The following is a 25613-nucleotide window of genomic DNA, read 5'->3' on the forward strand; positions in this document are numbered from 1 at the left end:
ATGGGAGCCTCCCCGGGCTGGTTCCCCCTGCGGGGTCGCGCTAGGCTCGGCGCCATGGGTGATCCCGCCACGATGCGGAACATGAGCGCCGCGGAGTACCTGGCGTGGGAGCGGAGCCAGCCTGCGAAGCACGAGTACCATCTCGGCGAGGTGTTCGCGATGGCGGGTGGCAGCCCTCGGCATAACTTGCTGTCAGGCGCCATGATCGCGGAGCTTCGAGCGGCCGTTCGCGGCAAGGGGTGCCACGTGCTGACGTCCGATCAGCGGATCTCGGCCGAGCAAGGGCAGCGCTACGTCTATGCGGACTCGGTCGTCGTGTGCGGCCCCATGGACACGGAACCTGGCACGAGCGATGTCCTCACGAACCCGTGCATCCTTGTCGAGGTCCTCTCGCAGAGCACCGAGCCCTACGACCGCGGCAAGAAGTGGGCGGCGTACCAGCGCCTCGCCTCGCTGACCGACTACGTGCTCGTTTCGCAGACGTCTGCGCGGGTCGAGCACTATCGTCGCGAGGCGGATGGCTCCTGGCGCTACCGGGTGCTGGAGGCCGGTGACACGCTGACGCTGGCGAACGGCGCTACCATCTCGATCGACGCGGTGTACGCAGGCGCGTTCGAGCTCGCTGGCGATTGACGTGGGCGGAGGCCGCGCGCCCGTATTCGCCACGAGGCAGGCCGATCGGTAGCCACCGTGGCTGTTGCGCGGACCGGAAGACGGATCTCAGAGGATCGATCACGTCAAAATTCAACCGCAAGGGGCGCAAGGGACCAGAGGCGCGATGATTTTGGCTTCCCCTTGCGCCCCTCGCGCCCTTGTGGGTTGTCTTCCCTTCTGTTGATTTCTTCGGGGACTCCAACGTGATCGGCGCTCTCGCGGTGCCCTTGTCTCCGCGTCGCGGGGCGGCGGTCCGTCACCGCTGCCGCTCCTCCTCGTCCTCGTCGTCGTCGAACAGCGCGCCCACCTTCAGGACGATCGCATCGAAAGGCTCGGGCCTGACCCGATCCTCCCGCTCGGCTGCCAGCACCAGCAGATATCCCTCTGTCGTCCACCGGTAGACCATGAGCGTCTCGGTCTCCGGGTCGACGATCCAGTAGTGGGGCACCTTGCAGCGTTGGTACGTTCGGAGTTTCTTGAACAGATCGTTGCGGCTGTTCGACGGCGATAATACCTCACACACCCAGTCCGGCCGTACCCGGATGGGCACCTCCCGAGGCAGCTCCGGCAAGCGCTCGCGCAGCCACCCCGTCACATCGGGACGGTAGACCTCGTGGGCTTCCATCTCGACCTCGACCTCGGTCGCGAACCACAAGCCTCCGGGCCATCGGCCGCCGGGCCGCCGGTCATAGGGGCCGCTGATCCGGCTCCCGATCCGGAGCTGGGCGCGCCCGTGCGGGCCGCTCGGCATGGCCTTACGAACGAGCTCGCCACCGATGACCTCGTAGAAACGCTCGTGCTCGGGGATGGCCAACAGATCGCCCGCGGTGGCGAGGCGACGGGCGGACGCGGCTCCCGACATGCGCGCAGGATAGCTCTGGCGGCTGTCGAGGGCACCACAGGCGTTGCCGACGCGTCACTGCGACCGACCAGAAGGCCAGGGAGCCCACCCCTGACAAACTCGCCGGCGAAGCTCGCACGCCTGAGCGTCGCCGGGCGGGCCTCTCGTCGCCTCACGCGTTGATGGCGTCGAGCTCACCCGGGTTGCTTACGCCTGGCCGTTCGACGACGTTGCCTGCCCGCGACCTCGTTGGCCGCGTGCATCTTACCTGTACCCGGGCTCCCTGGGCGAGCGCGAGCGGGCGTCGGAGGACGCGCTGCGAGCCTTCCTGAGCCGGGCGGGCGAGGCCGCCCGGCATCCAGGCGAGCGCCTATGCCGCGGCGCACATCGCGATCGAGGCGCTGAAGCGCGCCGGTGCCCATGCGACGCGGGAGGGGCTGAGCGCGGCGCTCGAGCGGCTGCGAGCCCCGCCCGTAACGTTCACGCGGAACCATCGGACCGGCGTCCTCGGAGCGAGCCTCTTCCAGATGGATTCGGCGTCCGACGCCGCTATACGTGCATCGGGGTGGATCGAGGTGGTTCCGTAGGACGGCTCGAACTCGACCTGGGTGTTCCCAAGGACGAGTTCGTGGGAGCGCACCGTCGCGATCCGTTGCACCTTCCGGGATTTCGGAGGGCGTGACGACAGATCGCGGCCAGTCGGAAGCGATAGACCCGACGCGGGCACAACCGGCGAACCTGGCGCCAGGCCAGAACCAGATCGTGCCGGTCAATCCGTAGTATCGGACGGCAGTGGTCGTCTCGCTCGCCGAGTCCCAGACACGTCTGGTCGCGGTTTGGGATGAGGTGGCGGCCCGGAGCGTTCACGAGGCGCCCAGACGGTTACTAGGATTGCCCCCGGCCTCGAAGAGGCGGGCAAATCCGCGCCGATAGTAACAAGCCGCATCGATGAGCCGCGCGGGCAGGGAAAACGCGGCGCTCCGCCTGGGCCTAGATCGGCCGCGGTTCGAATGCCCTCGAACGCCGGCAGCGCAGCAGCCGACGACGCGCCGCGTGCGCTTACCGCCCTGGCGATGTCCGAGAGGCAGTGCGACCTGGCAAACGTCCCCTCAAGATCACGGCCGTGGAGAGGCACAACGCGCTCTTGATAGGTACACACGGCTCTGGTCGAGCTGGAGGGCCCAGGCCGACGCGGAGCATCCGCAACCGTTTATTACCGCGCCCTCTCATTGATGCGGCAGCGCACCGCATCGAGCACGCTGCTTGATGGTGAGGGGTTCCGCCCAACGAGGCTGGCCATCAAGGAGAATGCTCGCTGCGCGTACGCAACCCGGGACGACGACTCCGGAGCGCTGCGGCGCACTATGCATTGCCGCCAGCCTCTCAAGATTCTCATCCCCGTCCCCTCTGAGCACGGTTGCGTCGGCTCAGAGAAGCCCTTCCCACGCGGGCGCCCCCTTCCGTTCAGCGCTCGAAAATTACCACCCCTCGTTGCGTCCACGCCTGTCTCACGACGGGGTAGGTCGACCGCAGTGTTACCGAGCAGGCTGCTTGATGGCCGGAAGATCCGGCTCTGTGATGGCCATCATCGAGCTGGATTTCCGCTCACCGCGATCGCAGCGAGGCATGCGCCGGGTGACTGCGGCGGTCGCAGAGCGCCGGCGCTCTCAGTCGATGCGGAGTGGGAGGCGGTCATCGCCGTCGAGGACGGCGTGGTAGCGAGCGAGAGCGTCGTCGAGCCGATCGAGGTAGTGGAGCACGACGTCAACGGCGTAGAGACGAGGGCACAGCGGATCCGGGTCGCTCGGGTAGCGCGCGGTGAGCGCGCCGCGGGCGAGCGCGAGGGCCGCGACGAGGGCGGCGGCTGCGCTGCCCGCGGCGTCGCCGCGCCGCGTGTCCCCCTCGGCCACGGGGACGGGGTTCACCCGGCCTCCTCTGCGTCCAGCTGCAGGATGCGGCTCAGGACGTCGCGCTCGACGAGCTTGCGCTTCTTGCGCGCAGCGGCGCGGAGCGCGGCAGTGGCGAGTCGATCGGTGTCGCGCAGGCTGCCGGCGGCCGCCTCGTGCAGCATCGCGATGGCGTCCGAGGTGAAGAGCTCTTTCGTGCAGCCGACTCGGCCGAGACGTACACGCAGATAGTCGGCCGTATCGTCCGGCGTGAGCGGGTCGATGGTCAATCGGTAATGGAGGCGCGAATACAGGGAGCGATTGCGGCGCACGCGGAGCCGCTCGCCGAGCTCGGGCAAGCCAAGCAACACGAGCGAAAGCAATGCGCGGCTATCCCATGCGTAATTAAGGAGTATGTGAAGATGATCGAGTGTGTCCTGATGAAGCAGATGGGCCTCATCGAGGACGAAGACCGGAAATACGCGCTCCTTCGCGAGTTCCTCGACGTGCGTGCTGACCGCGTAGAAGACGTCTCCAGCGGTGCTGCAGCGAGCGAGACCGAGCGCCAGACAGAGCTGCCGATAGAAGTCCCGGCGTCCAAGCGTCACGTTGGCGCAGTAGGTCAGGCGAAACGTCTGCGGCGAAAGGGCATGACGGAGCGCGCGGAGCAGACACGTCTTGCCGACGCCGGGGTCACCGGCGAGCAGCACGCTCTTTCTGGCGTGCACCGCCTCGATGAGCGTCTCGAGTACCATCTGCTTGGACGGGGGGAGCCAGAGCTCGCCGTCTTCGACCTCCTTGGAAAATGGCTCTGCGGTGAAGCTGAAGTAGCTGCAGAAGTCCATGGTCATCCCTCCTCGTCATCGCGGGGCGTTCGTCCGAGAGCCTTGTCCAGGAGGGTCTTCGGCGGGTCAAAGGGGACGCGCGCCTCGTGAGCGACATCGAGGTTGCAGGCCGGTCGCGGCCGATGGGCGTTCTTCACCGGATCGACCCGGTGCAGGGCGAAGCGTTTGCCCTCGTGTTCAATCCAGGGCGGCTCGGTCGGCGTGACGAGGCACCTCGACACCGTGACGAGGCGGCCGGCGAGGAAGCCGAGATCGGTCTCCCAGTCCTCCCCATCCATCGAGAGCGTGCTGTCACGCCGCACGCGCCGGCGGGCCTGGGCCGTGAGCGCGTCGCGCAGCTTCCGCTCGTCGAGGTCGTCGGTGACGTGGGGATACTCCTCGTAGACCTGCGCGGGGGACTTGCCGAAGAGCGCCGCGTGCGGTGTGCGGTGATAGTGCTCGTCGACCCATGCGTAGAGCCGGACGTTGAGGTCGTGGAGCGACCCGAGCGCGCCGGTAAAGTCCAGGCACCTCTCGCGCAACGTCCTCCAGAAGCGCTCCATCTTGCCGCGCGCGGGGGCGTCGTACGGGCGGGCGTGGATCAGGGTGGTGCCGAGTCGCTCGCACGCAAGGTGCAAGGTGTGCCCGCGGTAGGTCGAGCCGTTGTCCAGGTAGAGGGCGTCGGGAGCGCCGTGCCTGCGCAGCGCCCGGATGAAGAGCGCCAGCATGTCGACCTCCCGCTCGGCGCTCATCGCCTCGAGCGCGAGGATGTACCGCGAGGCGTCGTCGAGCAGCGCGTGAATGCGCACCGGCGCCGGGCTGCCGTTGACGAGGATCGGCGACGCGTGACACACATCGCCGTGCCACAGGGCGCCGGGATGCTCGGCCTGCCAGCGCAGCCGCACCTTGCCGCCCGGGCGATCGCGCAGCGCGACGCGATCGAGGTGGTGTTCGGCATACAGCCGTCGCACCGTGGTGGCGGATATGGCGCCCTTGTCGATGCGGCCCGCCGCGATCAGGGTGTCGAGGATGAGCGAGACCGAGGCGCTCGGGTGCTCCTCTCGGATCTCGAGCAGCATCTGCCGTTGCTCGGGGGTGAGCTCGCGCGCCCGCCCCTTGTCCTTGCGGGGCTTGGGGCGTAAGCCCTCGAGACCTTCGGTCTTGTACGCGTAATACCAGCGCTCGAGCGTGGGGACGGAGTAGGTGCGCGGAGAATGGGCGCGTGGTGGGCGAAACCGCTGCTTGCTCAGGTCGGCGAGCGCTTCGGCGAGCTCTCCGCGGTCGAGCTCGCGGTGCATGAGCGAGCCGATGATCTCGCTGCGATAGAGCGCCACCGCTTCGGCGTGGTCCTTCGGCTGGAGGGGGTCTTGCACGTCGTGTCCTTTCCGCGCCGGTGACACCGCACCGGCCGCACAGCCATCCAAGCGCAAGGCGCTCCGCCGACCGAGGATCCAACCGGGTGGGGTCCGGCATGAGCTCGGCGAGCGGGCCGCTTGCCATCACGCGGCCCGCACGGCGCCTGCCATGACGGCGGCCTCGGGGACCTCGGCCGCAAAAGGCGCCATCGCGACGAGCGTCATCGCCGCCCGCTCGGCCCGCTGCCGCAGCGATGCAGCGAGGGGACTGGGGCGGACCGCCGCAAAGAGGCGCCTCTGGTCGATGGCGCGTAGCCAGCGCCGCACGGTCACCCAGCTGTCAGCATCGAAGCTGGCGGACCAAGGGCTGACGCGCCGCCGCACCTCGATGAGCGCTGCACCGGCGACGCCGACGAGCAGCAGGGCCAGACCGATCGCCGTCGCGGCGAAGTGCCGTCGCGGTGCGACGCCCCGCGGCACGACCGTGATCGCGGCGCTGCAGCGGCGGCATCGATAGCGGCGCGCCTCGATCGTGACGAGCCCGCCGCGCTCACCGGCAGCCAGCGGCCCGCGCACCTGCCGCGACCGCGTTCCGTGACCCCACAGCCCCAACCCGCCCCCCAGCGGGCACCCCGCCGCGCCGCAACGGGGGCAGCGGGCTGGCCGCGCGCGGTCTACGGTGGGCGGGGAACCAAGCCAGCCTTTGACATCGAGGTCCAAATGGACGATCTGTTGAGGGCTCCGCTCTTTCAAGCGATTCGGAGCACGACGGGAGGGGGCACGCGGCCAAACGAGCTCCTCCCGTCGCCTATTTTGTGGCCGGCGCCACGCCGATGCTCCACTCCTGCCGCTGACCTACTCCGTTCGTTACGCCGACGGGCGAGGAGTCGTGCTGGTAATTTTCGAGAGGAGAACGGAATGCGCGCTCCCTCTTTTCCTGTGCTCCTGGATTCGACCAGCGCGTTCGTGCTCGGGACGAGCTACAATGAGAATTTCATCGGACTCGGCGTAATGCATGGCCGGGGAGCGCTCCGGCAACTTGCTGCCCCCGGACACCTCTGTCATCGCGTCTGATCCGCCTCGACGATGGTGTTCTCCGGTGGGTCGAGCGCCCCGCCATCAAAGAGCTGGATCCACAGGCGCACCATGGGCATCAACGACGGTGCTCGGTAACACCCCGTCTGCGGCGCAGCGAGCTGTCCGCTGGGCGGCGCCATCCGGCTCCAAGGCCATGGCAGGCGCGAGCGACAGGTCTGGGGCCCCGCCAGCCCAGACCATCCCCCCGAGGTGCTCTCGGTGACGGCCCGCCGCTACCGCTGCCTCGGTTGCCGCGCTGTGCTGCTCGTCGTTCCTCGCGGAGTGCTCGGCCTTCGCGTGTACAGCGCCGCCGCGATCGGCTTCGCCCTCGCGCTCTGGGGTCTGGCGCTCGCGACGGCGGCCGAGGTCCGTCGGCGCGTTGGCCCGGCGAAGATCCTCGGCGACAGCGCCGTCGCCGGCTGGGCGATGCTGCGCCGGTGGGCGCGCGACGTCGCACAGCGACGTCTGTTTTCGGGTGCCCCCGACCCAGGCCCGTCTGTCTCGCTCCGAAAGAGCGCAGCCGCCGTCGCGACATCGCTCGCGGCAAGCGCGGACCCGACGACCCGGGCGCTGCCGATCGAGCAGCGCGCATTCTTTGGCGCCGCGCATGCGGCATGAGGGCCTTTGCCCCCGAGGAACCCCGATCGTACAGCCCACCTGAGAGGATCCCTGCCGAAAACGCCGCCGATCCCGGACAAGGACCGCGCGCCAACAAGGCGCAGAAAGGACCTGTCCGAATGGCCCTCGGCCCTGCCGACCACGCCGAGACCGTCGCGATCTATCGCGCCACGGTCATCGGCCCTCTCATGCACCGTGTACTCACCCACGGCCAGCTCGCCGCCGCGCTGCGTGCGCTGAGCGAGCAGCGGTTTCGACCGCCGGGCGCGCACAGCACCCGCACCTACTCGGTGCCCACGCTCGAGCGCTGGCTGTATGCGTATCGCTCCGCTGGCCTCGACGGCCTGCGCCCGCAGCCACGCAGCAATCGCGGCTTCGCGCAGGAGGTGTCGGAAGAGCTACGCACGTTGCTGCTCGACATCCGGCGCGAGCATCCCGACGCCTCGGTGCCGCTCATCCTCAAGACGCTCGTCGACGAGGGGCGACTCGAAGTGGGCAAGGTCTCCGAGCCCACCGTACGGCGCCTGTACGCCGCGCACGGCCTCCGCCGCCGCGCCGCGCGCGCAGAGGGAGAGCCGAGGACGCGACTGCGCTGGCAAGCCGAGCGCCCCGGCGCGCTCTGGCACGGTGACGTCTGCCACGTGACCGGCTGCACCGTCGGCGGCAAAGCGATGCCGCTCCGCATCCACGGGCTGCTCGACGACGCCTCTCGTTACGTCGTGGCGCTCGAGGCGCACACGACCGAGAAGGAGGTCGACATGCTCGCCATGACCGTCGACGCCCTGCGCCGCCACGGCAAGCCCGACGCGCTCTATCTCGACAACGGCTCCACCTAGCGCGGCGACGTCCTCAAAACCGCCTGCGCGAGGCTCGGCATCACGCTCCTGCATGCAAAACCGTACGACCCAGAGGCGCGCGGGAAGATGGAGCGTTTCTGGCGCACGCTGCGCGAAGGGTGCCTTACCTACCTCGGCGCCGTGGCGTCGCTCGCCGACATCAACACGACGCTCCGCGCCTTCCTCGACAGGCGTTACCACCCGGCGCCGCACGCGGGCCTGCTCGGCCACACGCCGGCGAAGGTCTATGCGGCCCGCCCCGCGGCCGAGGGGGTCGTCGACGAAAAGGCGCTACGCGTCGCGCTCACCGAGCGCACCCGGCGCCGCGTCTCGGGCGACAACATCGTTTCTGTCGACGGTGTCGCCTGGCAGCTCGATCAGGGCTACCTCGCTGGCCAGATCGTCTCCGTCGCCCGGTGCTTCGTCACCCCCGACGAGCCGCCGTGGGTCGAGCACGAGGGCAAGCGCCTGGTGCTGCATCCGGTCGACCCGCAGCGCAACGCGCGGCGCAAGCGGCTGCCGTGCGGCGGGCCTGCGGCGGACAAGCCGACACGCCCCGTGGACTTCAATCCCGCGCGGACGCTCGGCCGCGCCATGGGCTCCGGCGCCGACACGAGCGAGCGCGGAGGTGAAACGTGAGCGAGTCCTACGTCCGCTTCTTCACCCTCTCCGCCGCCCCCTTCTCCAAGGAGATCCAGGACGGCGACCTGTGGCTGCCGCCCTCCAAGGAGCAGCTCGTCGAGGAGGTGTGCGAGGCCGTGCACGAGCACGCCCAAGTGCTGCTGGTCGGCGAGCCGGGTGCCGGAAAGACGTGCGTGTTGCGGGCCGTGCGTCATCGGTTGCCGCAGGCAGGCTTCCGGCTGACCTACTGCCACAACGCCACGCTGGGCCGCCGCGACTTCTATCGCCAGCTCTGCCATGCTCTCGGCCTCAACCCCGCCGCAACCGCGGCGGCCGTCTTCTACGCTGTCAGCGCGCACATCGAGACCCTTGGCCGCGAGCGCATCCACCCCGTTTTCCTGCTGGACGAAGCGCACCTGCTCCACCAAGACACGCTCGATCATCTCCACATCCTGCTCAACTACGAATGGGACAGCCGCGCCCTGCTGTCGCTGATCCTGGTAGGGCTCTCTGACCTCCAAGACCGGCTTGAGCTGCGCAAAAACCGATCGCTGTACTCGCGCATCGAGCGGCGTCTCTCGATCGGTGCGATGGTCCCCGACGATACCGGAGAGTACGTGCGGCTCCGGATGAGCCGCGCCGGCGCCGACCGCGAGGTCTTCACCGCGGACGCTCTGACGCTGCTCCACGAGGCGGCTGGCTCGAGCCTGCGCGAGATCGACCGCATGGCCACCGCCGCGCTGCGCGAGGCGGCGCGACGGAAGAAGAAACTCGTCGAGCGTGACGTGATGGCGCGCATCGTCGGCGACCTGGGTGCAGACGGCAGCTGACGCTGACCGACACGACGAGCACCCCCCGGTGCTGGCGAAGGAACACCTCGCCGGCGTCGACGGCCACGAACGATGATGGCCATTGCTAACCGCCCTGCGGAACGCGTCCGAGCGATGGCCATCGCTCTCCTTGACCGCAACCGCGCACGCCTGCGATGGCCATCCAGCGGCCTGCTCGGCGGACCATCAGCCAGCCTGAGCGTCAACACCGTTCGGCGACCAGCATGCTGCCCTGGACGCATGTACCGTGTAGACACCCGCGCCGGAGCTGCCGATGGATCTGGCGCGACCGCGTAGCGCGCTGGGACCCGAGCGCGCAATCGGCCCGAGTATTCGCAGGCGAGGAGCCGCTGGCGCAGGCACACCCCCCGAAGCGTCGCCGACCGTTCCTAAATTCTCGCCATTGCCCCCATTGACGCGCCGCCGGTCCTCTGGTGACCTACGCCTCAGAAAGGAGCGTCCTAGATGCCGGAATCGGATCTTCTCTCGCGTCCCCACTCAGCGATACGGGGCGGGTGGCCGCACCAGATTCTTGACAATGTGGCTGGTACCATTGTGGACGTGTGGATTCGACTGGAAGGCCTGCAATGAAACATTCATTAGGAAAGACGCTAATCCGCCTCCATGAGGGGGGCGATGGACAGCCTGCTGGTGTCGCGGACACGGTGGATGATTCGAGCTTGAGTGCGCTCGGTGGAGCCACTGCAGTGCCTGCTCGTTCGGCAGAAGGCTCAGTCGCTGCACCGCTTTCGGGCGCAGGCGGTCCTATTCAGCGTGCGCCCATGGCTGGGACCATCGCGGCGAGGGCATTGACTCCTGCTCCTCCAGAGGTCCAGCCATCAGGTTCGGGCGTCGCTCGGACCGTCCCCGGCGCGCCTGTCCTCATCAACTTGTCGACGACCGGAATGCCCGCCGCAGGTGACGACGTTGGCGAGCAGTACAAGCTTGAAAGGAGTATCGGAGAAGGCTCCTTTGGCAAGGTATATCGTGCCCATCGCAAGGATTTCCCGAGTCATGTGGTTGCTCTGAAGATCGTGGCACTGGACGCCTACAAGAAGCGCGATGCCAGGAGAGAGCTTTCAATGCTCACGTCGGTGAACCATCCGCACGTTGTACAGCTTAAGGATCATGGTGTCGAGTCGAATTATGTCTGGTTCACGATGCCATTCTATAGTGGAAAGACTCTCGAGCAGATGTTGCGAGAACGCGATAGTTTGAGCCTTCGCGAGGCGTACGAGATATTTCTTCCTATCGCACGAGGGCTGAATGCCCTGCATGCAGTAGGTATTCGTCATCAGGATATTAAGCCGGAGAATATATTTATTGCAGAATTCGGAGGGCAGAAGCATCCAATCGTTCTTGATCTTGGTGCTGCGACGGAGAAGGCTGGCAGATTCGTGGCTTGTTCGCCAATTTTTGCAGCTCCCGAGCAGATCGATGCACTGCAGGGGAAGCGGGGCGCAGCTCAAAGGTTGAGTGAAAAGACGGATAGCTACTCATTCGGAACAACGTTGTTGTGCGCACTCATCGGAACCAAGGCATACTTCGGTGAAGATAGTGAGAGCACTGAGTTGAATTGGAAAGATGTTGTTGCCATGGTTACGGGCGTTATGGAGGATCGAGAGCGAAACCCTCTTCCTACAAAAATCCGAGGGCTTTGGGGGCCGACAAGGGCCAAGTTTACCGGAGCTCTCAAGCGTTGGCTTCATCAGGATCCAATGAAGCGCGCGTCCATGGACGAGATCATCAAGGAGCTCGAGATCCTCGTTGAGCCAGAGAAAACCAAGGCCTTCTGGATGAAGTTCGGCGCAGCGGCGCTCGCTGCTGCTGTTCCCGTGGCGGGTATAGTGGGATACTTTATCATGCAAAAAAATACAACGATAGACGTACAATCAGAACAAATTGCCAATCAGTCAATGCGACTGGTTGAGCAGTCAAAAGACCATGACGAATGCAAGTCGCGTGCGAAGGAGGCGGCTAAGCAATATGTGGAGGCGTTGGATACAAAGGATTTGCAGTTGTCAAAAGAAAAAACTGACTGTGCAAGGGACAAAGGGCTCTGTGCGAATGAAATAGATAGCTGTGAGTGGGGGAAAAATGTCTGCATAAAGGAGAGACTTGCGTGTAATGCAAATTACAGCAAATGTGCGGTGGACTTGGCAACATATAAGCCATTTGAGGCAAAGTACAACACGTGCGACGCCGATCTGCAGAGGTCTAAGCCATTTGAGGCAAAGTACAACACGTGCGACGCCGATCTGCAGAGGTCTAAGCCATTTGAGGCAAAGTACAACACGTGCGACGCCGATCTGCAGAGGTCTAAGCCATTTGAGGCAAAGTACAACACGTGCGACGCCGATCTGCAGAGGTCTAAGCCATTTGAGGCAAAGTACAACACGTGCGACGCCGATCTGCAGAGGTCTAAGCCATTTGAGGCAAAGTACAACACGTGCGACGCCGAGTTGAAGAAGTGTCAGCAGGCGCCTCCTTCCTCACCTCCTCCGCCTCCCGCACCTCCTACACCAGCCGCTGCTCCTACGTAAAGCGCGGCATCGATCGTGAACCGTGCCTGTCCATGAAGCCCTTACTTTGTGGGCAATATGCATTTCGATAGCGTTGGGCTGAACAGCGAGCCTTCGGAGATGTCCGGCTCTACCTTTTCCGCGCAGCAGACCTTTTCTGGGTCCCCTTCGAGCTCTTTTTTATCGCGGCTCTTGATGACTTCGATCACTTGCCCTGAACCATCACGTACCTCGCACCCCTCAGCATCCTGGACCGAATAGGACCTGACGCGCTCCCATAGCCGAGTCTTCGAGGCAACTGCAGGAATCAAGGCCACTGACACCACCACGATCCCCAGCAACGTGCCCGTCCGAGCGCCCCAGTGCTTGACGAGAGTCGCGCGCCACTTCGGGAACTGACCACGCGCCAGATCGAGTCCCCATCTCAGGAGAGCGAGGATACCGGCAACGCCGAACGCCGTAGCGAGTACATTCATGAACACGCGGAGGGGCAGCGCAGAGTGACAATAGTACCACACCCAATCAGCGAGGATCACCAGGGATGCCGACCAACTCATCAGTACGAGCGTTACAGCGTGGTGTTGCCATTCACGCGTGGGATTGCGTGTCCAAGCCTCGCGCAGCTCATCGATGTTTTTATAACGTTGAGCACTTCGCTCGGTCGATCCTAGCCAGGCGCGCCACAACCGGGCAAAGCGGTCGCGTAGCTCCGAAGAGGGGGCCCGAGAGCGCCTGCCGCTTTTTTTAGGGCCCAGCCCACCATAACACAACAGTGCGACGCGTTCGCGCAGCGCCGAAGACGACGCGCCGACAAGCTGACGGAACGCGTCCAGGCTGTCATCTGTTGGAAGTGTCGAGGGTGGGTCCACGAAGAGCTCGAAGACCACCATGCAAATTGAATACAGATCGTTCGCAGGATCTCGTATCAATTTCTTGAATTCGTCTGGTGACTGCGGCTTATGCAGTTCGGGAGGCGCATAATATGACAGCGGAAATCCCTCTGTTGTGGTTCTCTCAAGCGTGACATGTCTGAAGTATACCATGTCAAAATCTGCAAGGACGGCGCGATGTCGACCATGGTCTTTGCGAATGAGGATATTCTCCGGGCGAATGTCACGGTGAATGACGACTGGGTTGCGCTTGTGCGCTGCTTCAACCGCAGCGATGATATCGTCAATGATTTGCTCCCTGTCGTCGTCGGTTAAGTTTCTCGGGTTGTCAAGGAGATTTTTGAAGTTTCCCTCTGGAAAATAGTCCATCGCGAACCAGAGGTGGCCCAGGCTGAATGCTGGCGGGTGACGCAGCTTTGCGATCGATGGGCAGTCCTCGAGATTGCTCATGGCGGAAGCGCCATACCAGAATCGTTTGGCGGCCTTCGACCGGGCGTGCTGTGACGCTTCGCTCGTGTGAAACAGCTTGATTACGACCCTTGGACTGCCGAGGATTCCAGGGGTCTCCGCCAACCAGACCGTAATCTCCTGAGCCTGGCTGGGCTTCACGAAAAGAGGTTCCTTCAGGACATAAGGTCCCAGGCGGTCGCCGACGCTTAGGTTCCTCCACTGCACCCGGAGCGCCTGATCAATCTCCGCTTGGATCGCTAGCATCATGATGTATGGATAGCAAAATTAATGCCATAATGCAAGGCGAAAATGGCCCAGCCATGCGCAGCCGCTATTGACCATCAGCGCGGCTTCACCGGAGGTCATGGCAGCGGAGCTTTCCCTCTCGAGTCCCCCCCCCATCAAGCACCTTCGTGAGCAATGTCCTCGAATCCCATTGTGCGTCCTTCCGCGGCGGAGCACCGCTCGTCGCCCGCCACGCCCTCTACCAGCGGGCTTGCCGCAGGACGCCCTTGCGCTGGACCGGCCAGAATCGCCACTGGACGCACATCGGTCCGGTGACCCTCAACCCCGACGCTCACGAGGCTCAAGAACTCATGAGAATGCGACTAGTGCCGCCCGTCAGTTTTGACGATCCGTTTCGCTCGACTCGTGCGTCTAGGCGGTTGTGAGCGACAAACGAACGCAGCCGAGGCCCAGGTTCAAGGGGCTCCAACTCAACCAGGAGGACCAGCGGGCATTGCGCCAACGCGAGCGGGAGGGCCCCCTGGGCATGCTCGTCGCACGGCGAATCCAGGCGCTACGCCTGCTCGACAAGGGCTGGACGATCACCCAGGCAGCGGAGGCAACGGGAACGTACCGCCGCGAAGTGCGGCGTGTAGCCAACCGCTTCCTGGAGGGCGGCGTCGAGCACGCGCTGAGCGAGGAGCCCCGGCGACGCCGCTCCAAGCTGCTCGACAGCGCGCAGGCCGCTGCGCTCATCGCGATGGTCTGCGGTCCGCCGCCTGAGGGGCGGGCGCGATGGACCATCGCCTTGATTGTTGACGAAGTTGAGCGCAGAATAATCGTTCGCTCGGTCAGCCGAGAGACCATACGAAGACCCCTTGCCGACCAGGACATCAAGCCCTGGCGGGAAAGAATGTGGTGCGTTCCCAAGATCGACGAGCCGTTCGTCGAGCGGAAGTTCCGTGGCCAGTGGAGGGCGAGCTTGCCGTCCTACGCCGCTTGAGCTTTCGTGCGGTCCGATGTCGAAGCCGCACGCCTCCCCGGAGCACGCCGCCTCGGTCCGCACCTACCTCGAAGCCCAGGGACTGTCCCACCTGCGGGCCCGCAAGTACGGACAGCTGGTGATCATCGAGTCGGGTCCTGAAGCGGACCCAATCGCCCACGCCAGGCTGCGTCGCGACACCGTCCACCTCTGGACGCTCCAGTTCGCAACCCATACCGGCAGGTGGGAGAAGACGGGCTTCCGAGGTCTGTGGCAGGAACTGCTCAAGCTGTTAACGACGGCCTTCCCCTGGACGCTCCCGCCGCTCGAGTAACTCGTTCGGCAGCGTTGTCCTGCGACGAGCTCGCTCCGTTTCGGAGCCGGGCCAGCCCGGCTCGTGGCCGGGTGGCACAGCGCCGATCCACGGACGAACTTCGGGAACGCTGTACGAACAGGATCGCGCTGTCATCCGCCGGAGAGCCGCGACGCGAGCTTGCCCAGCGCCTCCGGGGTGCCGCGGACCGTGACGGAGACCTCGTCGCCGTACTCCTCCCGGACCACCTGGAGCCGATCGCGCAGCTCGGCGAGCACGCCGTGACGATCGTAGGGAATCGAGACGGTCTGCTCGACGAGGTGCTGCGCGAAGAAGGCGTCGATCCGCGCCCGGAGCGCGTCGCCGTCCCGGTGATCGAGGGCGCTCATCAGGAGCGCGCCCGGGTGCTCGCGGGCGAGCGCGTCGCGCTCCTCGCGACCCAGGCGGTCCGCCTTGTTGAGCAGGAGCAGCGCCGGCGTCTCCGCGGCGCCGATGTCCGCGAGGACCTGCTCCGTCACGCGGATCTGCGAGCGGAACGCCGGATCGGCGGCGTCGACCACGTGGAGCAGGAGCCACGCTTCCCGCGCCTCGGAGAGCGTGGAGTGGAACGAGGCGACCAGCGCATGGGGCAGCCGGTGGATGAACCCCACCGTGTCGGCGACGAGCACGGCCGGCGTCGCCGGCGGCGAGAGCTGGCGCACCGTCGTCCCGAGCGTGGCGAAGGGCCTGTCCTCGACGAGGACGTCGCTGCCCGTCAGCTGGCACATGATCGATGATTTGCCCGCGTTGGTGTAGCCGACGAGCGCCACCCGGAAGCTGTCTGCGCGGGCGAGGCGGCGCTGCTTGGCGCTCGCCTCGAGCTGCTCGAGCTCCCTGCGCGCCGCGGCCATCCGGTCCCGGGCGCGCTGCTTGGCGAGCTCGACGTTCGTGTGGCCGCGGGAGGCGCGGCCGCCGCCGCCTTCGCGATCGCCGAGCGTGTGATCGTCGCGGATCCGCGGGAGCTCGTACTCGATCCGGGCGAGCTTGCCTTCGTCCCTCCCGCTCGGTAGCGTCGGCCCCGGGTAGATTCTCGTGCCGGCCCCGATCGTCGTCGACATCGCGTCGGGCCCTGCCGTGCATGGCGAGCTCCCGGCGCTCCTCGTCGAGGCGTGCTCCCGCGCCGCCGGCGGCGGCGGGTGCGCGCTCGGCGACCCGACGCGCGCCGGGACCCCGGTCCGGGCGCTCGCCGTCGTCTGGCTGGACGGCCCGGACTACCGCCGCCTGCGGGTCGACGTCGCCTCCGTCGGCGCCCCGGAAGGCACGCTGTCGTCGCGCGAGATCGAGTTCCGCGAGGAGGATCCGCTGCCCGACCGCTACCGCACCGCGGGGCTCCTGGTCGCGGCCCTGGCGTCGGAGCGCGCCGGCGCCCCGGCGCCGCCCGAGCCGACCGGCGCGGCGGCGGCCGGCATCGAGCCGGCGGTCGCCGCCGCGCCGCCGCCGCGCCCGCTGGGCTGGTTCCTCGCCGCCGGCGGACTCGTCGGCAACGGGCTCGATAGCGGCCCCGCCGGCGCCGCGGGCCCCGCCCGCGCCGGCGCCTGGGTCATGGCCACAGCGCTCGACCGGCGCTCGGGGTTCTTCGGGACCCTCTCGGCGTCCTATGCCACGACCCTGCGCGAGCCGGCCCCGGGGCTGTCCGTCCAGTGGCTCGCGCTCGGGGGCGGCGGCGGCATCGCCGCGCCCATCGCGCCGCTCGACGCGCTCGTCCGGGCGAGGATCGAGGCCGCCGCCGACTGGGTGATGGCCTCCCCGGTCGATCCGAAGAAGCCCGAAGAGACAGGGCACGGGTGGAGCCTCGGGACGCGCACGGCGATCGACCTCGTATGGCCGGCCGAGGGCAGCGTGGCCCTGCTCGGGAGCGCCGAGGCGTTCGTGCGGATCCATCAGACCGACCTCCGCGTCCGCCCGAAGCCCGAGGCGGCGCTGCCGAAGGGCGGCGTCACGGGGATGCTGGGGGTGCAGCTGCGCCTGCGCTGATTCCGCGTGTCAGAAATCCCGCCAGAGAAATCGGTCGATGACGAGCGGTCGCCGAAAACGATAGCGATTTCCATAGCGTCCGCCTGTTTCGCCGCGGAGGGCGGGGCCGGAGTGGCCCAACGGGAAGCCCTTCGCCGCTGCATTGCCCGCGGTGAAGGGCCTATCAAGCGACAGTAACTTCTCTCCGGCGGAGATCCGCTCAGCCGCCCCCCTCGGCGCTGCCGTGCTTGCAAGAAACCGATCGCGTCAACACGCCGACGCTCACTCCACGGCGATATCGACCGCCCCTGCAGCGGGGAACGAGAACGTCTGCTGCTTGATCGCATGATCGATCCCCACACACATGCCGTTGGTGCAATCCTGGTCACCCCAGAAAGTTACATGCGCGGTCAAGGTGCCAGCATCGAGCGCGACGAGCTTGTCGCAGGCTGGGGGGAATTCGCGGCTGTCTTGACACTCGGCGGGCAGATCATGGTGCTCGAGGACCCGGCCATCCCAGGTGAGCTCGACGCTCTCGTTCGGCCCGAGGGTTTTCAGCTCGCTCGAGAGGCAATCGAGCGGGCCCTGGTCGTCATTGTCCATGTACCACCCGCAGGTGGGCCACCCGGTCAGGCCGGGCGATTGCGGCATCGCATCGCCCTCGCTGACCCTGAACGCCCTCGAACATTCGCCGTTGTCGTCGTAATAAATCGGCGTGGCGCGCTTGTTCGTGAGTTTGAAGACCACGTTCCCCGGCGACGCCTCGTCACGCAATGCGTCGCACTGGGATGAGGCCCCGCCATCGCCGCCACCGCCCTCACCGCCGCTGCAGCCAAGAAGCGCAATTCCCAAGAAGCTGAGCCAAACAACAGGATGATTTTTCACGGGGACGTACATAACCATGTTTCGTGCCATGTGTCACAATGAGCATCTAAGTGGCTGATTTTGCAGGGGTTCGCCCCTGGCGGCGACAAACACCCGTGTGCCAACGTGGGCCAGAACCGGCCGCGCTGCCCTCCTCAGACTTCTTGCTCGACGCGCGCACAGGTCTCGACGAAGTCTCGATTCCGCCACGAAGGATTTTTTCCAGACCTGGCGCAGCATCCATCGGGCACGATTGCGCGCATCGATGGCCAGCGGCAACGTCGCGAGCAGGCCGATCGCGCTCCCACGTCTGCCTGCAAGATCGAGTAGAAAAACCGGTCGATGACGAGCGGTCGCTGGAAACAGTAGCGATTCTCATGGCTTCCGCCTGATTCGCCGCCGAGGGCGGCTCCGGTGTGGCCCAACGCGGCGCCCTCTTCCGCCCCATCGCCCGCGGTGAAGGGCCCGCGGCATCACCGATCGGGGTCGGCGCCTGGCCTGGCGGCGCAGCGCCGAGGGATTCTCCTTCGCTCGCCGCCCTGTTGCCGGGCCCCTCGATGCGCTGCTGCCTGTTTCGGGATCGTGCCTGGGTGCCCGCACTCTGCCAGCCCAACGTTGAATTGACCTGCGGCGCGAAGCGCCGTCAGGTCCAATTCTGTGTTGGGCGGTGCCTGGTCGCGCATCATGGGATCAGACATCCCAGAGCCGCCTCTTGCCGGGCTGAGAGCCGCCGCTCGCCGGGCGCACGGACGGGCTCGGTCGGGTTCCCTCAGAGATTCGGCTCGAGCTTGAACGTTCACGTCCATTTTCACGCGATGGCAATCGACGGCGTTTTCGAGAAGACCGCCATGGGCGTGCGCTTCCAGGATGCGCCGCCGCCTTCAAAGGACGATGCCAGCGAGGTGGCGCGACGGGTGCGTGAGCGTGCGCTTCTTTGGCTACGGCGCCGCGGTTACCTCGACGAGCGCGCGGCCGAGGAGCGCAGCAACGAGACCATCGAGCCCCCCGCGCTCGATGCGTGTACCCAGCTCGCACTCGCAGGTGGAGCGTATCTTGCGCGGCCTTTCGAGCACAACGACAGTCCCGACGCGGCTTTCGAGCGCCGAGAGCGACGCTTCTCCGCGGCGTGCGACGGGTTCGACGTGCATTGCGCGGTGCGCATCGCAGCGGATGACGGCGGTCGACGACCCGCGCGCGAGAGGCTCGTGCGGTACTGCTCCCGCCCGGCCTTCGCGCTTGATCGAATCGAGCTCCTGCCCGACGGGCGACGCTCCGCCGGTGCTCTCAGCGAGGTCGCTCGCGCATGCCGAGCCCACGGTGCGAGTCGAGCCGACCCTGATCTCGGTCGTGCACTGGGGGCGGCTGCTCGAAGGGGAGTTGTTCGCAACGTCGCGCTACGTCGAGTGGGCCGTGCTCATGAAGCGTTCGTTCGGCTTCGATGCGCTCCGCTGCCCGAGATGCGAACGGAGGATGCGCGTGCTTTCCACGATCACCGACTCAGCGGTGGTGCGCTGCATCCTCGATCATCTGAACTTGCCCTCGCAGCCCCGAACGGCAGCACCCGCGCGCGATCCAACGTGGAACCGATGGCGTTCGGGTTCGACGCGGCGTAGGTGGGCACCCGGCCCGAGCCCGTCATGGCGAACGCACGTCGCGGTCCGTCGAGCCAGAGCTGCACCCAATGCACGGCGCGCGGGCCCTGCGACGGGGCGAGCGGGTGTTTGATGCGCGATAGACGGCTCGCCAGGCGCCGTTCCCGCGGCGCTTGAGACGCGCGAGAGCTCTATGGTTGCCTATCCGCTTAGATGGCTGTTCCGCAGGAGTAGCCGCTCCGCGGAGCGGCGACACGGCAACCCACAGCCAAGCGCATGTCAACCATCGCATGCAGCGTGGCTGTACGATTGGACGGCCGCTACGAGAGGAGCTTGACTTTCGGATCGAGTTTGGATTTCTTAGCCTATCGAGAGGATTGGAGGATGGCATGCAGCACGCAGGGGGCGCGGCCCCGGACATGGGCCCCGCGGCCCCGGACATGGGCGTCGCGATCCCGGACATCGGCGCCGCGACCCTGAAGCGGATCACCCGTGGCCTGATGCCGCTCTTCTGCCTGATGTACCTGATCGCGTACATCGACCGGCAGAACGTCTCCTATGCCAAGCTGGAGATGGTGGGCGCCCTGGGCCTCACCGAAGCCGCATACGGCCTCGGCGCCTCGCTGTTCTTCCTCGGCTACTTCCTGTTCGAGGCGCCGGCCAACCTGATCCTCGTCCGCGTCGGCGCCGGGGTCTGGTTCAGCCGGATCATGGGCACCTGGGGCCTCGTCACCATCGCGCTGGGGTTCACCCAGAGTCCGGCCATGTTCTTCGTCCTGCGCTTCCTGCTGGGCGTGACGGAGGCCGGCTTCTTCCCGGGCGTGCTCTACGTCCTGACCCTCTGGTACCCGCATGCGCACCGCGCCCGCATGATCGGCGCCTTCATGATGGCCAGCGCCGTGGCCAACGCGGTGGGCTCGGTCATCGGCGGCGCGCTGCTCGATCTCAACGGCCTCCTGGGACTGGCTGGCTGGCAGTGGGTGTTCGTGGCCACCGGCGCTCCCGCCGTCCTGCTCGCGCCCTACGTCCTCTGGCGCCTGCCGAGCCACCCCGAGCAGGCCCGCTTCCTCACCCCCGACCAGAAGGCCTGGCTCGCCAGGACCCTCGCCGCGGAGCCCCGCCAACAGGCGGAAGGCTCCCCCTGGCGGGCCTTGCTGGACATACGAGTGATGGCGCTCGCCGGCCTGTATGTCGGCTTGCCGCTCGGCGCTTACGGCCTCAGCTACTGGCTGCCCACCCTCGTGAAGGGCTTCGGCGCCTCGAACATCCAGAACGGCTTCATCAACGTCATCCCCTGGGTCTTCGTCGCCTTGGCGCTCTGGTGGGTGCCGCGCCATGCCGCCCGCAACGGCGTCAGCGCCTGGCACATCTCCGGCCCCATGCTGCTGGGCGCCGTCACCCTGGTGCTGAGCGTGGTCGTGCCGGGCGCAGCGCCCAAGTTCGCCCTGCTGTGCGTCGCCGCCGCCGCCATCTTCGCCGGCCAGCCGGTGTTCTGGAGCGTGCCCCAGAAGCTCCTCGCGGGCCCGCACGCCGCCGCTGGCATCGCCGCCATCAACTCGGTGGGCAACCTCGGCGGCTTCGTGGCCCAGAACGTGGTGCCGCGCATCTACGACGCGACCGGCAGCCAGCTCGCCCCCATGCTGTTTCTGGCCGGCTGCCTGCTCATCGCCGGCGTCAGCATCCGGGTGCTCGTCCCCCGGCTGGCAGGCTGGTAGGGCGCCGGCGGATCAGGCCTGGCGGCCGCAGGCCGCCGCCAGCATCCGCAACTTCTACCCAGCGTCCGCAAGGCCAGCGAGCGAATGTCGCGTGGCAGTGCAGTGGGCTCCGTCCGCGTGGCGGAGAGAGCGCTGACCTCGCCCGCGTCGCGCGGACGGTTCATGACGCAGTGATGGTGGTGCCGTGCGGCCTGGGCAGGCCAAGCCGATAACCACGGTCCTGCACCGCAAACTCGCCCGGAAGGAGCCTCGACCAACACGCGCCCTGCGCGGACGCGCGTGGCGAGGTGTCGCCTGGCCCTTTCCCGTTCGCTTCACGCGGTGCAGGACTTCTACGCACACCCGAACTGGGTCGAGCTCGGCGACGACGTCCTCGTGGACGAGTCGCTCACCGTCACGAGGAGCTCAACAAAGACAAGAGCACATTGCCCGGTCGCACGGCGCAGCATCGAGCGGAGAAGCCGCTCGCGATCCGACAGACACGCCATGAGTGGTGCCGACTCGATCAGCTCGCTCACGATGCGTGGGCGATGCCGGAGCTCGTGTCCGCGCAGGATCCGGAGCAGAAGATCTGCCCATCATCGCAAGCGGGCAAGCCGCCGCCCCCGCCGGACGTCCCCGTGCTCGTGGCGTCGGAGCTCGCTGTGAAGCGCGGAGACGTGGTCATTGTCGACGGCCTTGGCGCGCATCGCCTACGTGGCGTGCGCCAGGCGCTTCGTACCCGAGGCGTCCGCTACTGGATTCTGCCCGCCTACTCGCCGGACTTGTCGCCGGTGGAGAACTGCGGCTCCAAGGTCAAGGAGGCACTTCGCGCCGCCGCTCCGCGCACCGTGCCGGCGGTTTACGACGCGATGGTCCATGGGGTCGACAAGGTCTTCCGACAGGACGCGCAGGGCTGGTTCGCGCTGAAAGGCTACGTCCGGCAACCTCGTCGTCCTACTCGGCGGCGCCCAGTCCGGTCGCAGGCTCCTGCGCGCGTTGGTCGAGCCCGTCCCCCGCCGAATGCTGGGTGTACCGCACTCGAACGAAAACCGCTCTAACAACTTCTATGCGATCCGGCCCTCCTGGAAAGACGACGCTATATCAATAGTGTATCTATGAATCGAAGGCGCCACCTTCACTCCTCAGCCTGCGGGGCTCTTCACGGCCGCCTAGCTCGAGAACACCGGCTGTCAGTCGCAGGACCGGCCCATCGGCAGCGGTGAATCCAGCCCCGAAAACGAGGAATCCAGCGCGGCCGCGCTGTTCCTCGCGGGCTGGGAGGGATACGTCGGGAACTACAAATTCCCCTCGGGAACGGACGTGATCCAGATGAGTTCAGCTTCGATGTGGCCGTCGACGAGCAGGAGGCGAAGGGCAGCATCATGTTCGGGGGCAAACTCTACAGCGTCCAACGGACGCGCGACCCCTGACGGCGAGCTTGCTGGCACCTTGAGCCGCGCCGTCGCCCTCTGGTTGGCGCGATCGGACTGGTCGTGACGGCTCGACCTCGCTAGGTTCTTCGCGATGAACGGTGACGTCGTCCGCCTCTCGTCAGCGGTGCGCGCTCGGCTCGCGCGCCTCGGCGCGAACGTGCCCCACGCGACCGCCGCCGCGCGGGCGCCGTCCAGCGGCGAGCTGAGCACCGCGCAGTTTATCACCTTCTGGGAAGCGCTCGGCGCGTCGTCGCCGCACGACGTCGGGCTTCGTCTGGCGATCGAGACGCAGGTGCACGAGTACGACATCTCGTCGCTCGCGGCGCTGCACTCTCCCGACCTCGGCACCGCCTTGACCAAGCTCGCCCGCTACAAGCGGCTTTGCGGGCCGAAGGACATGGCCATCGACACGACGGGGAAAGAGGTGGTGATCCACACGACCTACCTGCACGCGCCAGGCCCCATGCCCCCGCGTCTGGTCGACGCATCGCTCGCCTCGCTCCTCGTGCTCTTGCAGCGAGGCAGCGGGCTCGCGCTCGCGCCGAAGCGCGTCGAGCTCTCTCGCGCGCGCAGCGACGAGCCGATGCTGCTGCGATTCTTCGGCTGTCCGCTGCGGTTCCGCGCGAAGCGCGACGCGCTCGTCCTCGAGGAGCGTCTCCTGACGACGCCGTTCATCACGCACAACGCCGACCTGTTGCAGGTGCTCGTCCCCAGCCTCGAGCAGCAGCTCGCGCCTCTCGAGCACGGTTCGTTCGTCGAGCAGGTCCGCGCGGTGGTCGCTCGCCGCATGGCGGGCGAGCGGCCGAGCATCGCGAAGGTGGCGCGCGAGCTGTCGCTCAGCACGCGCACGTTACAGCGGCGCCTGGGCGAGCTGGGGGTCAGCTATCAGCGCGTGCTCGACGAGGCCCGGCACCGCGCCGCGCTGCGCCTCCTGCGCACCGACGACATCGACGTCAACGAGATCGCCTTCCTGCTCGGCTTCGACGAGGTCAACTCCTTCACGCGGGCGTTCCGAGCCTGGGAGGGGACGACCCCGAACCGCTGGCGCGATTCGATTCATTTGTGGCGCGATCGGATTTGATCGCTGGCGCCTCGCGCACGATGTTTCGTGCATGACGGAGAACAACTCGCAAGTATGGTTCATCACCGGAAGCTCGCGGGGGCTCGGCCGCGCCCTCGCCCTCGCCGTGCTCGCCGCCGGGCACCGCGTCGTCGCCTCGGCGCGCAAGCCGGCCGATCTCGATGACCTCGTAAAACAGCACGGCGACCGCGTGAAGACGGTGGCGCTCGACGTCACGCAGCCCGAGCAGGCCGTGAGCGCGGTCAAGGAAGCGGTCGACGCCTTCGGTCGCATCGACGTGCTCGTCAACAATGCGGGCTACGCGAACGTCGACTCGGCTGAAGATATGCCGCTCGACGATTTCCGCGCGCAGATCGACACCAATTTCTACGGCGTAGTCCATGTCACGCGCGCGGTGCTGCCCGTGATGCGCGAGCAGCGCAGCGGGCGTATCCTGCAGATCAGATCCATCGGCGGACGGCGCGGCGGCACGCCGGGTCTGAGCGCGTATCAGGCGGCGAAGTTCGCCGTCGCGGGCTTCAGCGAGGTCGTCCTCAACGAGGTCGCGCCGCTCGGCATCCAGGTCACCATCGTCGAGCCGGGCGGCTTTGGCACCGACTGGGCTGGCAGCTCGATGACGATCTACCCGTCGCAGCTCGACTACGAAGCCACCGTGGGCGCGACCAACAAGCGGCTCCGGGGCAACCCCGGCGCGGCGCGCGGCGTGCCCGAGAAGGCCGCGAAGGCGCTGCTCGAGCTTGCGTCGATGGACAGGCAGCCGCGGCGCCTGCTGCTGGGGAGCGACGCGTACGTGCTCGCCAGGCTGACGCTGCAAGAGCTCGGTGCCAGCGATGATGCCCACCGGGCCCTCAGCGCGAGCACCGACGCCGACGGCATACCCGACTTCGCCGACACCGACGTGGGGCGAGCGATGCTGGAGCTGCACCACAACTGACGAGCGCGCAACGCGAGGACACCATGGACCTTCACTCACCCCCGGATGTCGCGAGGGGCTCTATCGAAGGACCGCGTTCCCTCCACAGCCTGTGGGGCAAGGCTATCCGGAGGCGCGCCGGGCGCCGCCGGGCGCTCTCGAGCGCGGGCGCGGGCCGCCCTTCGCAGCCCGCTTCGGCTTCGGCGCGTCCGCCCGCGGGAGGAGGTTCTCCCCTCCCCACGCCATCACCGCGTCGATGAAGGCGCGGAGCTGCGGCGGCATGAACTCCCGCTCCACGTAGACCACCGCGATGTGCGAGTCCGCCTGGATCGCGCCTGGCAGCACGTGCACGAGGGCGCCGCTCTCGAGGTGAGGGCGCACGACCTGCTCCGGCAAGAGCGCGATGCCGAGGCCCTGGAGCGCGGCGTCGCAGAGCAGGAGGAGGTCGTTCGTGAAGAGCGCGCCCTCGACCTGGAACTTGCCGCCGGAGGACGGCCAGTACGTCTGCGGCAGCTCCCCCCGGGCGAAGCCCATCATGCAGCGGTGGCTCCGCAGATCACGGCGCGTGCGCGGCGTGCCGCGGGCCTCGAGGTACGCGGGCGAGGCGACCGCGAGGAGCGGCATGCGCGCCAGCGTCCGGGCGACGAGGCCGGGCTCGAGCGCGCTGCTCGCGCGGAGCGCGACGTCGTAGCCGCCGCGCTGGAGGTCGACGTGCTGGGTCGCGCTGTAAACGTGGAGGCGGACCTCGGGGTAGCGCCGCGCGAAATCGCAGAGCATCGCGCTGAAGCTCGTGTCCACCATCGGCGGCACCGAGACGCGCAGCTCGCCGCGCACGGCGCCGTCGGCCTTGCGCACGCTCGCCTCGGCGTGGTGGACGGCGTCGAGCACGGCGCGGGCGTGGCGGTAGAGCGCCTCGCCCGCGTCGGTGGGGGCGAGGCTGCGCGTCGTCCGGCGGAGCAAGCGCACGCCGAGCCGCTCCTCCAGCCGCGCGAGGCGGCGGCTGATGGTGGCGCGAGGGACGCCGAGCTCGGCGGCGGCGCGGGACAGGGATCCGGCCTCCACGGTCTTCGAGAAGGCGAGGAGCTCGGAGGTCTCGAGGGGGTCGTCCATCTGGATC

23 protein-coding genes and 1 pseudogene are annotated in these 25613 nt (G+C 67.1%); 14 read left to right on the forward strand and 10 right to left on the reverse strand.

Features of this window, described 5'->3' with window-relative positions:
• The first annotated feature begins 54 nt into the window (after positions 1-54).
• The gene (locus WME97_RS11400) at positions 55-633 is read left to right on the forward strand and encodes a Uma2 family endonuclease (protein ID WP_437551926.1); all 579 of its coding nucleotides are present in this window, start codon (positions 55-57) and stop codon (positions 631-633) included.
• A 277-nt stretch (positions 634-910) separates the two neighbouring features.
• Here WME97_RS11400 and WME97_RS11405 read toward each other — a convergent pair whose 3' ends face one another.
• The 6 genes from WME97_RS11405 to WME97_RS11430 form a co-directional block, all read right to left on the reverse strand.
• Complete coding sequence (locus WME97_RS11405; protein ID WP_437551927.1) at positions 911-1516, reverse strand: Uma2 family endonuclease; 606 nt, start codon at positions 1514-1516, stop codon at positions 911-913.
• 1646 nt (positions 1517-3162) lie between these two features.
• Complete coding sequence (locus tag WME97_RS11410; protein ID WP_437543650.1) at positions 3163-3420, reverse strand: hypothetical protein; 258 nt, start codon at positions 3418-3420, stop codon at positions 3163-3165.
• Positions 3417-4226: an ExeA family protein gene (locus WME97_RS11415; RefSeq protein ID WP_437543652.1), complete on the reverse strand. Its 810-nt coding sequence runs from the start codon at positions 4224-4226 to the stop codon at positions 3417-3419. Before WME97_RS11415 ends, WME97_RS11410 begins: the two co-directional genes overlap by 4 nt.
• Before the next feature lie 2 nt (positions 4227-4228).
• Positions 4229-5578, reverse strand: coding sequence for a helix-turn-helix domain-containing protein (locus WME97_RS11420; RefSeq protein WP_437551928.1), 1350 nt, complete (start codon positions 5576-5578; stop codon positions 4229-4231).
• A gap of 126 nt (positions 5579-5704) precedes the next feature.
• Positions 5705-6136, reverse strand: a complete 432-nt coding sequence (locus WME97_RS11425; protein WP_437545645.1) for a hypothetical protein — start codon at positions 6134-6136, stop codon at positions 5705-5707.
• 485 nt (positions 6137-6621) lie between these two features.
• Positions 6622-6777, reverse strand: coding sequence for a hypothetical protein (locus WME97_RS11430; RefSeq protein WP_437551929.1), 156 nt, complete (start codon positions 6775-6777; stop codon positions 6622-6624).
• 79 nt (positions 6778-6856) lie between these two features.
• Here WME97_RS11430 and WME97_RS11435 point away from each other — a divergent pair, with 79 nt between their 5' ends.
• The 4 genes and pseudogenes from WME97_RS11435 to WME97_RS11450 all read left to right on the forward strand — a co-directional run bounded on the left by WME97_RS11435 (position 6857) and on the right by WME97_RS11450 (position 12085).
• Positions 6857-7255, forward strand: a complete 399-nt coding sequence (locus WME97_RS11435; RefSeq protein WP_437551930.1) for a hypothetical protein — start codon at positions 6857-6859, stop codon at positions 7253-7255.
• 119 nt (positions 7256-7374) lie between these two features.
• Positions 7375-8730, forward strand: a pseudogene (locus WME97_RS11440) (DDE-type integrase/transposase/recombinase).
• Entirely contained in the window at positions 8727-9542 is an 816-nt protein-coding gene (locus tag WME97_RS11445; RefSeq protein WP_437551931.1) for an ExeA family protein, read from the forward strand. Before WME97_RS11440 ends, WME97_RS11445 begins: the two are co-directional and overlap by 4 nt.
• A 782-nt stretch (positions 9543-10324) precedes the next feature.
• Complete coding sequence (locus WME97_RS11450; RefSeq protein ID WP_437551932.1) at positions 10325-12085, forward strand: serine/threonine protein kinase; 1761 nt, start codon at positions 10325-10327, stop codon at positions 12083-12085.
• Between the two features lie 41 nt (positions 12086-12126).
• On the opposite strand, the gene WME97_RS11455 is transcribed toward WME97_RS11450, so the two are convergent.
• Positions 12127-13671, reverse strand: a complete 1545-nt coding sequence (locus tag WME97_RS11455) for a protein kinase domain-containing protein (protein ID WP_437551933.1) — start codon at positions 13669-13671, stop codon at positions 12127-12129.
• Between the two features lie 505 nt (positions 13672-14176).
• Between WME97_RS11455 and WME97_RS11460 the strand changes: the two genes are divergently transcribed.
• The gene (locus WME97_RS11460) at positions 14177-14632 is read left to right on the forward strand and encodes a helix-turn-helix domain-containing protein (RefSeq protein WP_437551934.1); all 456 of its coding nucleotides are present in this window, start codon (positions 14177-14179) and stop codon (positions 14630-14632) included.
• Positions 14633-14648: 16 nt separating this feature from the next.
• Entirely contained in the window at positions 14649-14945 is a 297-nt protein-coding gene (locus tag WME97_RS11465) for a hypothetical protein (protein WP_437551935.1), read from the forward strand.
• A 131-nt stretch (positions 14946-15076) separates the two neighbouring features.
• On the opposite strand, the gene hflX is transcribed toward WME97_RS11465, so the two are convergent.
• Positions 15077-16021: a GTPase HflX gene (gene hflX, locus WME97_RS11470; RefSeq protein WP_437551936.1), complete on the reverse strand. Its 945-nt coding sequence runs from the start codon at positions 16019-16021 to the stop codon at positions 15077-15079.
• On the opposite strand from hflX, the gene WME97_RS11475 reads away from it, so the two are divergent.
• On the forward strand, positions 15996-16937 hold the full coding sequence (locus WME97_RS11475; RefSeq protein ID WP_437551937.1) for a hypothetical protein: 942 nt from the start codon (positions 15996-15998) through the stop codon (positions 16935-16937). The two genes, hflX and WME97_RS11475, sit on opposite strands and share 26 nt — an antisense overlap.
• Positions 16938-17198: 261 nt before the next feature.
• On the opposite strand, the gene WME97_RS11480 is transcribed toward WME97_RS11475, so the two are convergent.
• Positions 17199-17831, reverse strand: coding sequence for a hypothetical protein (locus WME97_RS11480; RefSeq protein ID WP_437551938.1), 633 nt, complete (start codon positions 17829-17831; stop codon positions 17199-17201).
• 506 nt (positions 17832-18337) lie between these two features.
• Here WME97_RS11480 and WME97_RS11485 point away from each other — a divergent pair.
• From WME97_RS11485 to WME97_RS11510, 6 genes are all read left to right on the forward strand, one after another.
• Positions 18338-19393 carry a transposase gene (locus tag WME97_RS11485; RefSeq protein ID WP_437551939.1) on the forward strand — a complete coding sequence of 352 codons (1056 nt, stop codon included), beginning with the start codon at positions 18338-18340 and terminating at the stop codon, positions 19391-19393.
• 419 nt (positions 19394-19812) lie between these two features.
• The gene (locus WME97_RS11490) at positions 19813-21087 is read left to right on the forward strand and encodes an MFS transporter (RefSeq protein WP_437555362.1); all 1275 of its coding nucleotides are present in this window, start codon (positions 19813-19815) and stop codon (positions 21085-21087) included.
• Positions 21088-21408: 321 nt separating this feature from the next.
• Entirely contained in the window at positions 21409-21735 is a 327-nt protein-coding gene (locus tag WME97_RS11495; protein WP_437551940.1) for a hypothetical protein, read from the forward strand.
• Positions 21618-22127 (forward strand): transposase, encoded by a 510-nt coding sequence (locus tag WME97_RS11500; RefSeq protein WP_437551941.1) that lies wholly within the window; start codon positions 21618-21620, stop codon positions 22125-22127. Before WME97_RS11495 ends, WME97_RS11500 begins: the two co-directional genes overlap by 118 nt.
• Positions 22128-22593: 466 nt before the next feature.
• The gene (locus WME97_RS11505) at positions 22594-23583 is read left to right on the forward strand and encodes an AraC family transcriptional regulator ligand-binding domain-containing protein (protein WP_437551942.1); all 990 of its coding nucleotides are present in this window, start codon (positions 22594-22596) and stop codon (positions 23581-23583) included.
• A gap of 31 nt (positions 23584-23614) precedes the next feature.
• Positions 23615-24517, forward strand: a complete 903-nt coding sequence (locus WME97_RS11510) for an SDR family NAD(P)-dependent oxidoreductase (protein WP_437551943.1) — start codon at positions 23615-23617, stop codon at positions 24515-24517.
• Between the two features lie 102 nt (positions 24518-24619).
• Here WME97_RS11510 and WME97_RS11515 read toward each other — a convergent pair whose 3' ends face one another.
• Positions 24620-25606, reverse strand: a complete 987-nt coding sequence (locus WME97_RS11515; RefSeq protein WP_437551944.1) for a LysR family transcriptional regulator — start codon at positions 25604-25606, stop codon at positions 24620-24622.
• Positions 25607-25613 lie beyond the last annotated feature (7 nt).

The organism is Sorangium sp. So ce367 (assembly GCF_051520455.1).
Lineage (GTDB): Bacteria > Myxococcota_A > Polyangia > Polyangiales > Polyangiaceae > Sorangium > Sorangium cellulosum_B.

Excerpts from the sequence above, each read along its gene's own strand:
- WME97_RS11400 (WP_437551926.1), top strand. The coding sequence starts at position 55 with ATGGGTGATCCCGCCACGATGCGGAACATGAGCGCCGCGGAGTACCTG.
- WME97_RS11405 (WP_437551927.1), bottom strand. The coding sequence starts at position 1,516 with ATGTCGGGAGCCGCGTCCGCCCGTCGCCTCGCCACCGCGGGCGATCTG.
- WME97_RS11415 (WP_437543652.1), bottom strand. The coding sequence starts at position 4,226 with ATGGACTTCTGCAGCTACTTCAGCTTCACCGCAGAGCCATTTTCCAAG.
- WME97_RS11430 (WP_437551929.1), bottom strand. The coding sequence starts at position 6,777 with ATGGCGCCGCCCAGCGGACAGCTCGCTGCGCCGCAGACGGGGTGTTAC.
- WME97_RS11450 (WP_437551932.1), top strand. The coding sequence starts at position 10,325 with ATGGCTGGGACCATCGCGGCGAGGGCATTGACTCCTGCTCCTCCAGAG.
- WME97_RS11455 (WP_437551933.1), bottom strand. The coding sequence starts at position 13,671 with ATGATGCTAGCGATCCAAGCGGAGATTGATCAGGCGCTCCGGGTGCAG.
- WME97_RS11460 (WP_437551934.1), top strand. The coding sequence starts at position 14,177 with ATGCTCGTCGCACGGCGAATCCAGGCGCTACGCCTGCTCGACAAGGGC.
- WME97_RS11465 (WP_437551935.1), top strand. The coding sequence starts at position 14,649 with ATGTCGAAGCCGCACGCCTCCCCGGAGCACGCCGCCTCGGTCCGCACC.
- hflX (WP_437551936.1), bottom strand. The coding sequence starts at position 16,021 with ATGTCGACGACGATCGGGGCCGGCACGAGAATCTACCCGGGGCCGACG.
- WME97_RS11480 (WP_437551938.1), bottom strand. The coding sequence starts at position 17,831 with ATGGCACGAAACATGGTTATGTACGTCCCCGTGAAAAATCATCCTGTT.
- WME97_RS11485 (WP_437551939.1), top strand. The coding sequence starts at position 18,338 with ATGCGCTGCTGCCTGTTTCGGGATCGTGCCTGGGTGCCCGCACTCTGC.
- WME97_RS11490 (WP_437555362.1), top strand. The coding sequence starts at position 19,813 with ATGGGCGTCGCGATCCCGGACATCGGCGCCGCGACCCTGAAGCGGATC.
- WME97_RS11500 (WP_437551941.1), top strand. The coding sequence starts at position 21,618 with ATGCCGGAGCTCGTGTCCGCGCAGGATCCGGAGCAGAAGATCTGCCCA.
- WME97_RS11505 (WP_437551942.1), top strand. The coding sequence starts at position 22,594 with ATGAACGGTGACGTCGTCCGCCTCTCGTCAGCGGTGCGCGCTCGGCTC.
- WME97_RS11510 (WP_437551943.1), top strand. The coding sequence starts at position 23,615 with ATGACGGAGAACAACTCGCAAGTATGGTTCATCACCGGAAGCTCGCGG.
- WME97_RS11515 (WP_437551944.1), bottom strand. The coding sequence starts at position 25,606 with ATGGACGACCCCCTCGAGACCTCCGAGCTCCTCGCCTTCTCGAAGACC.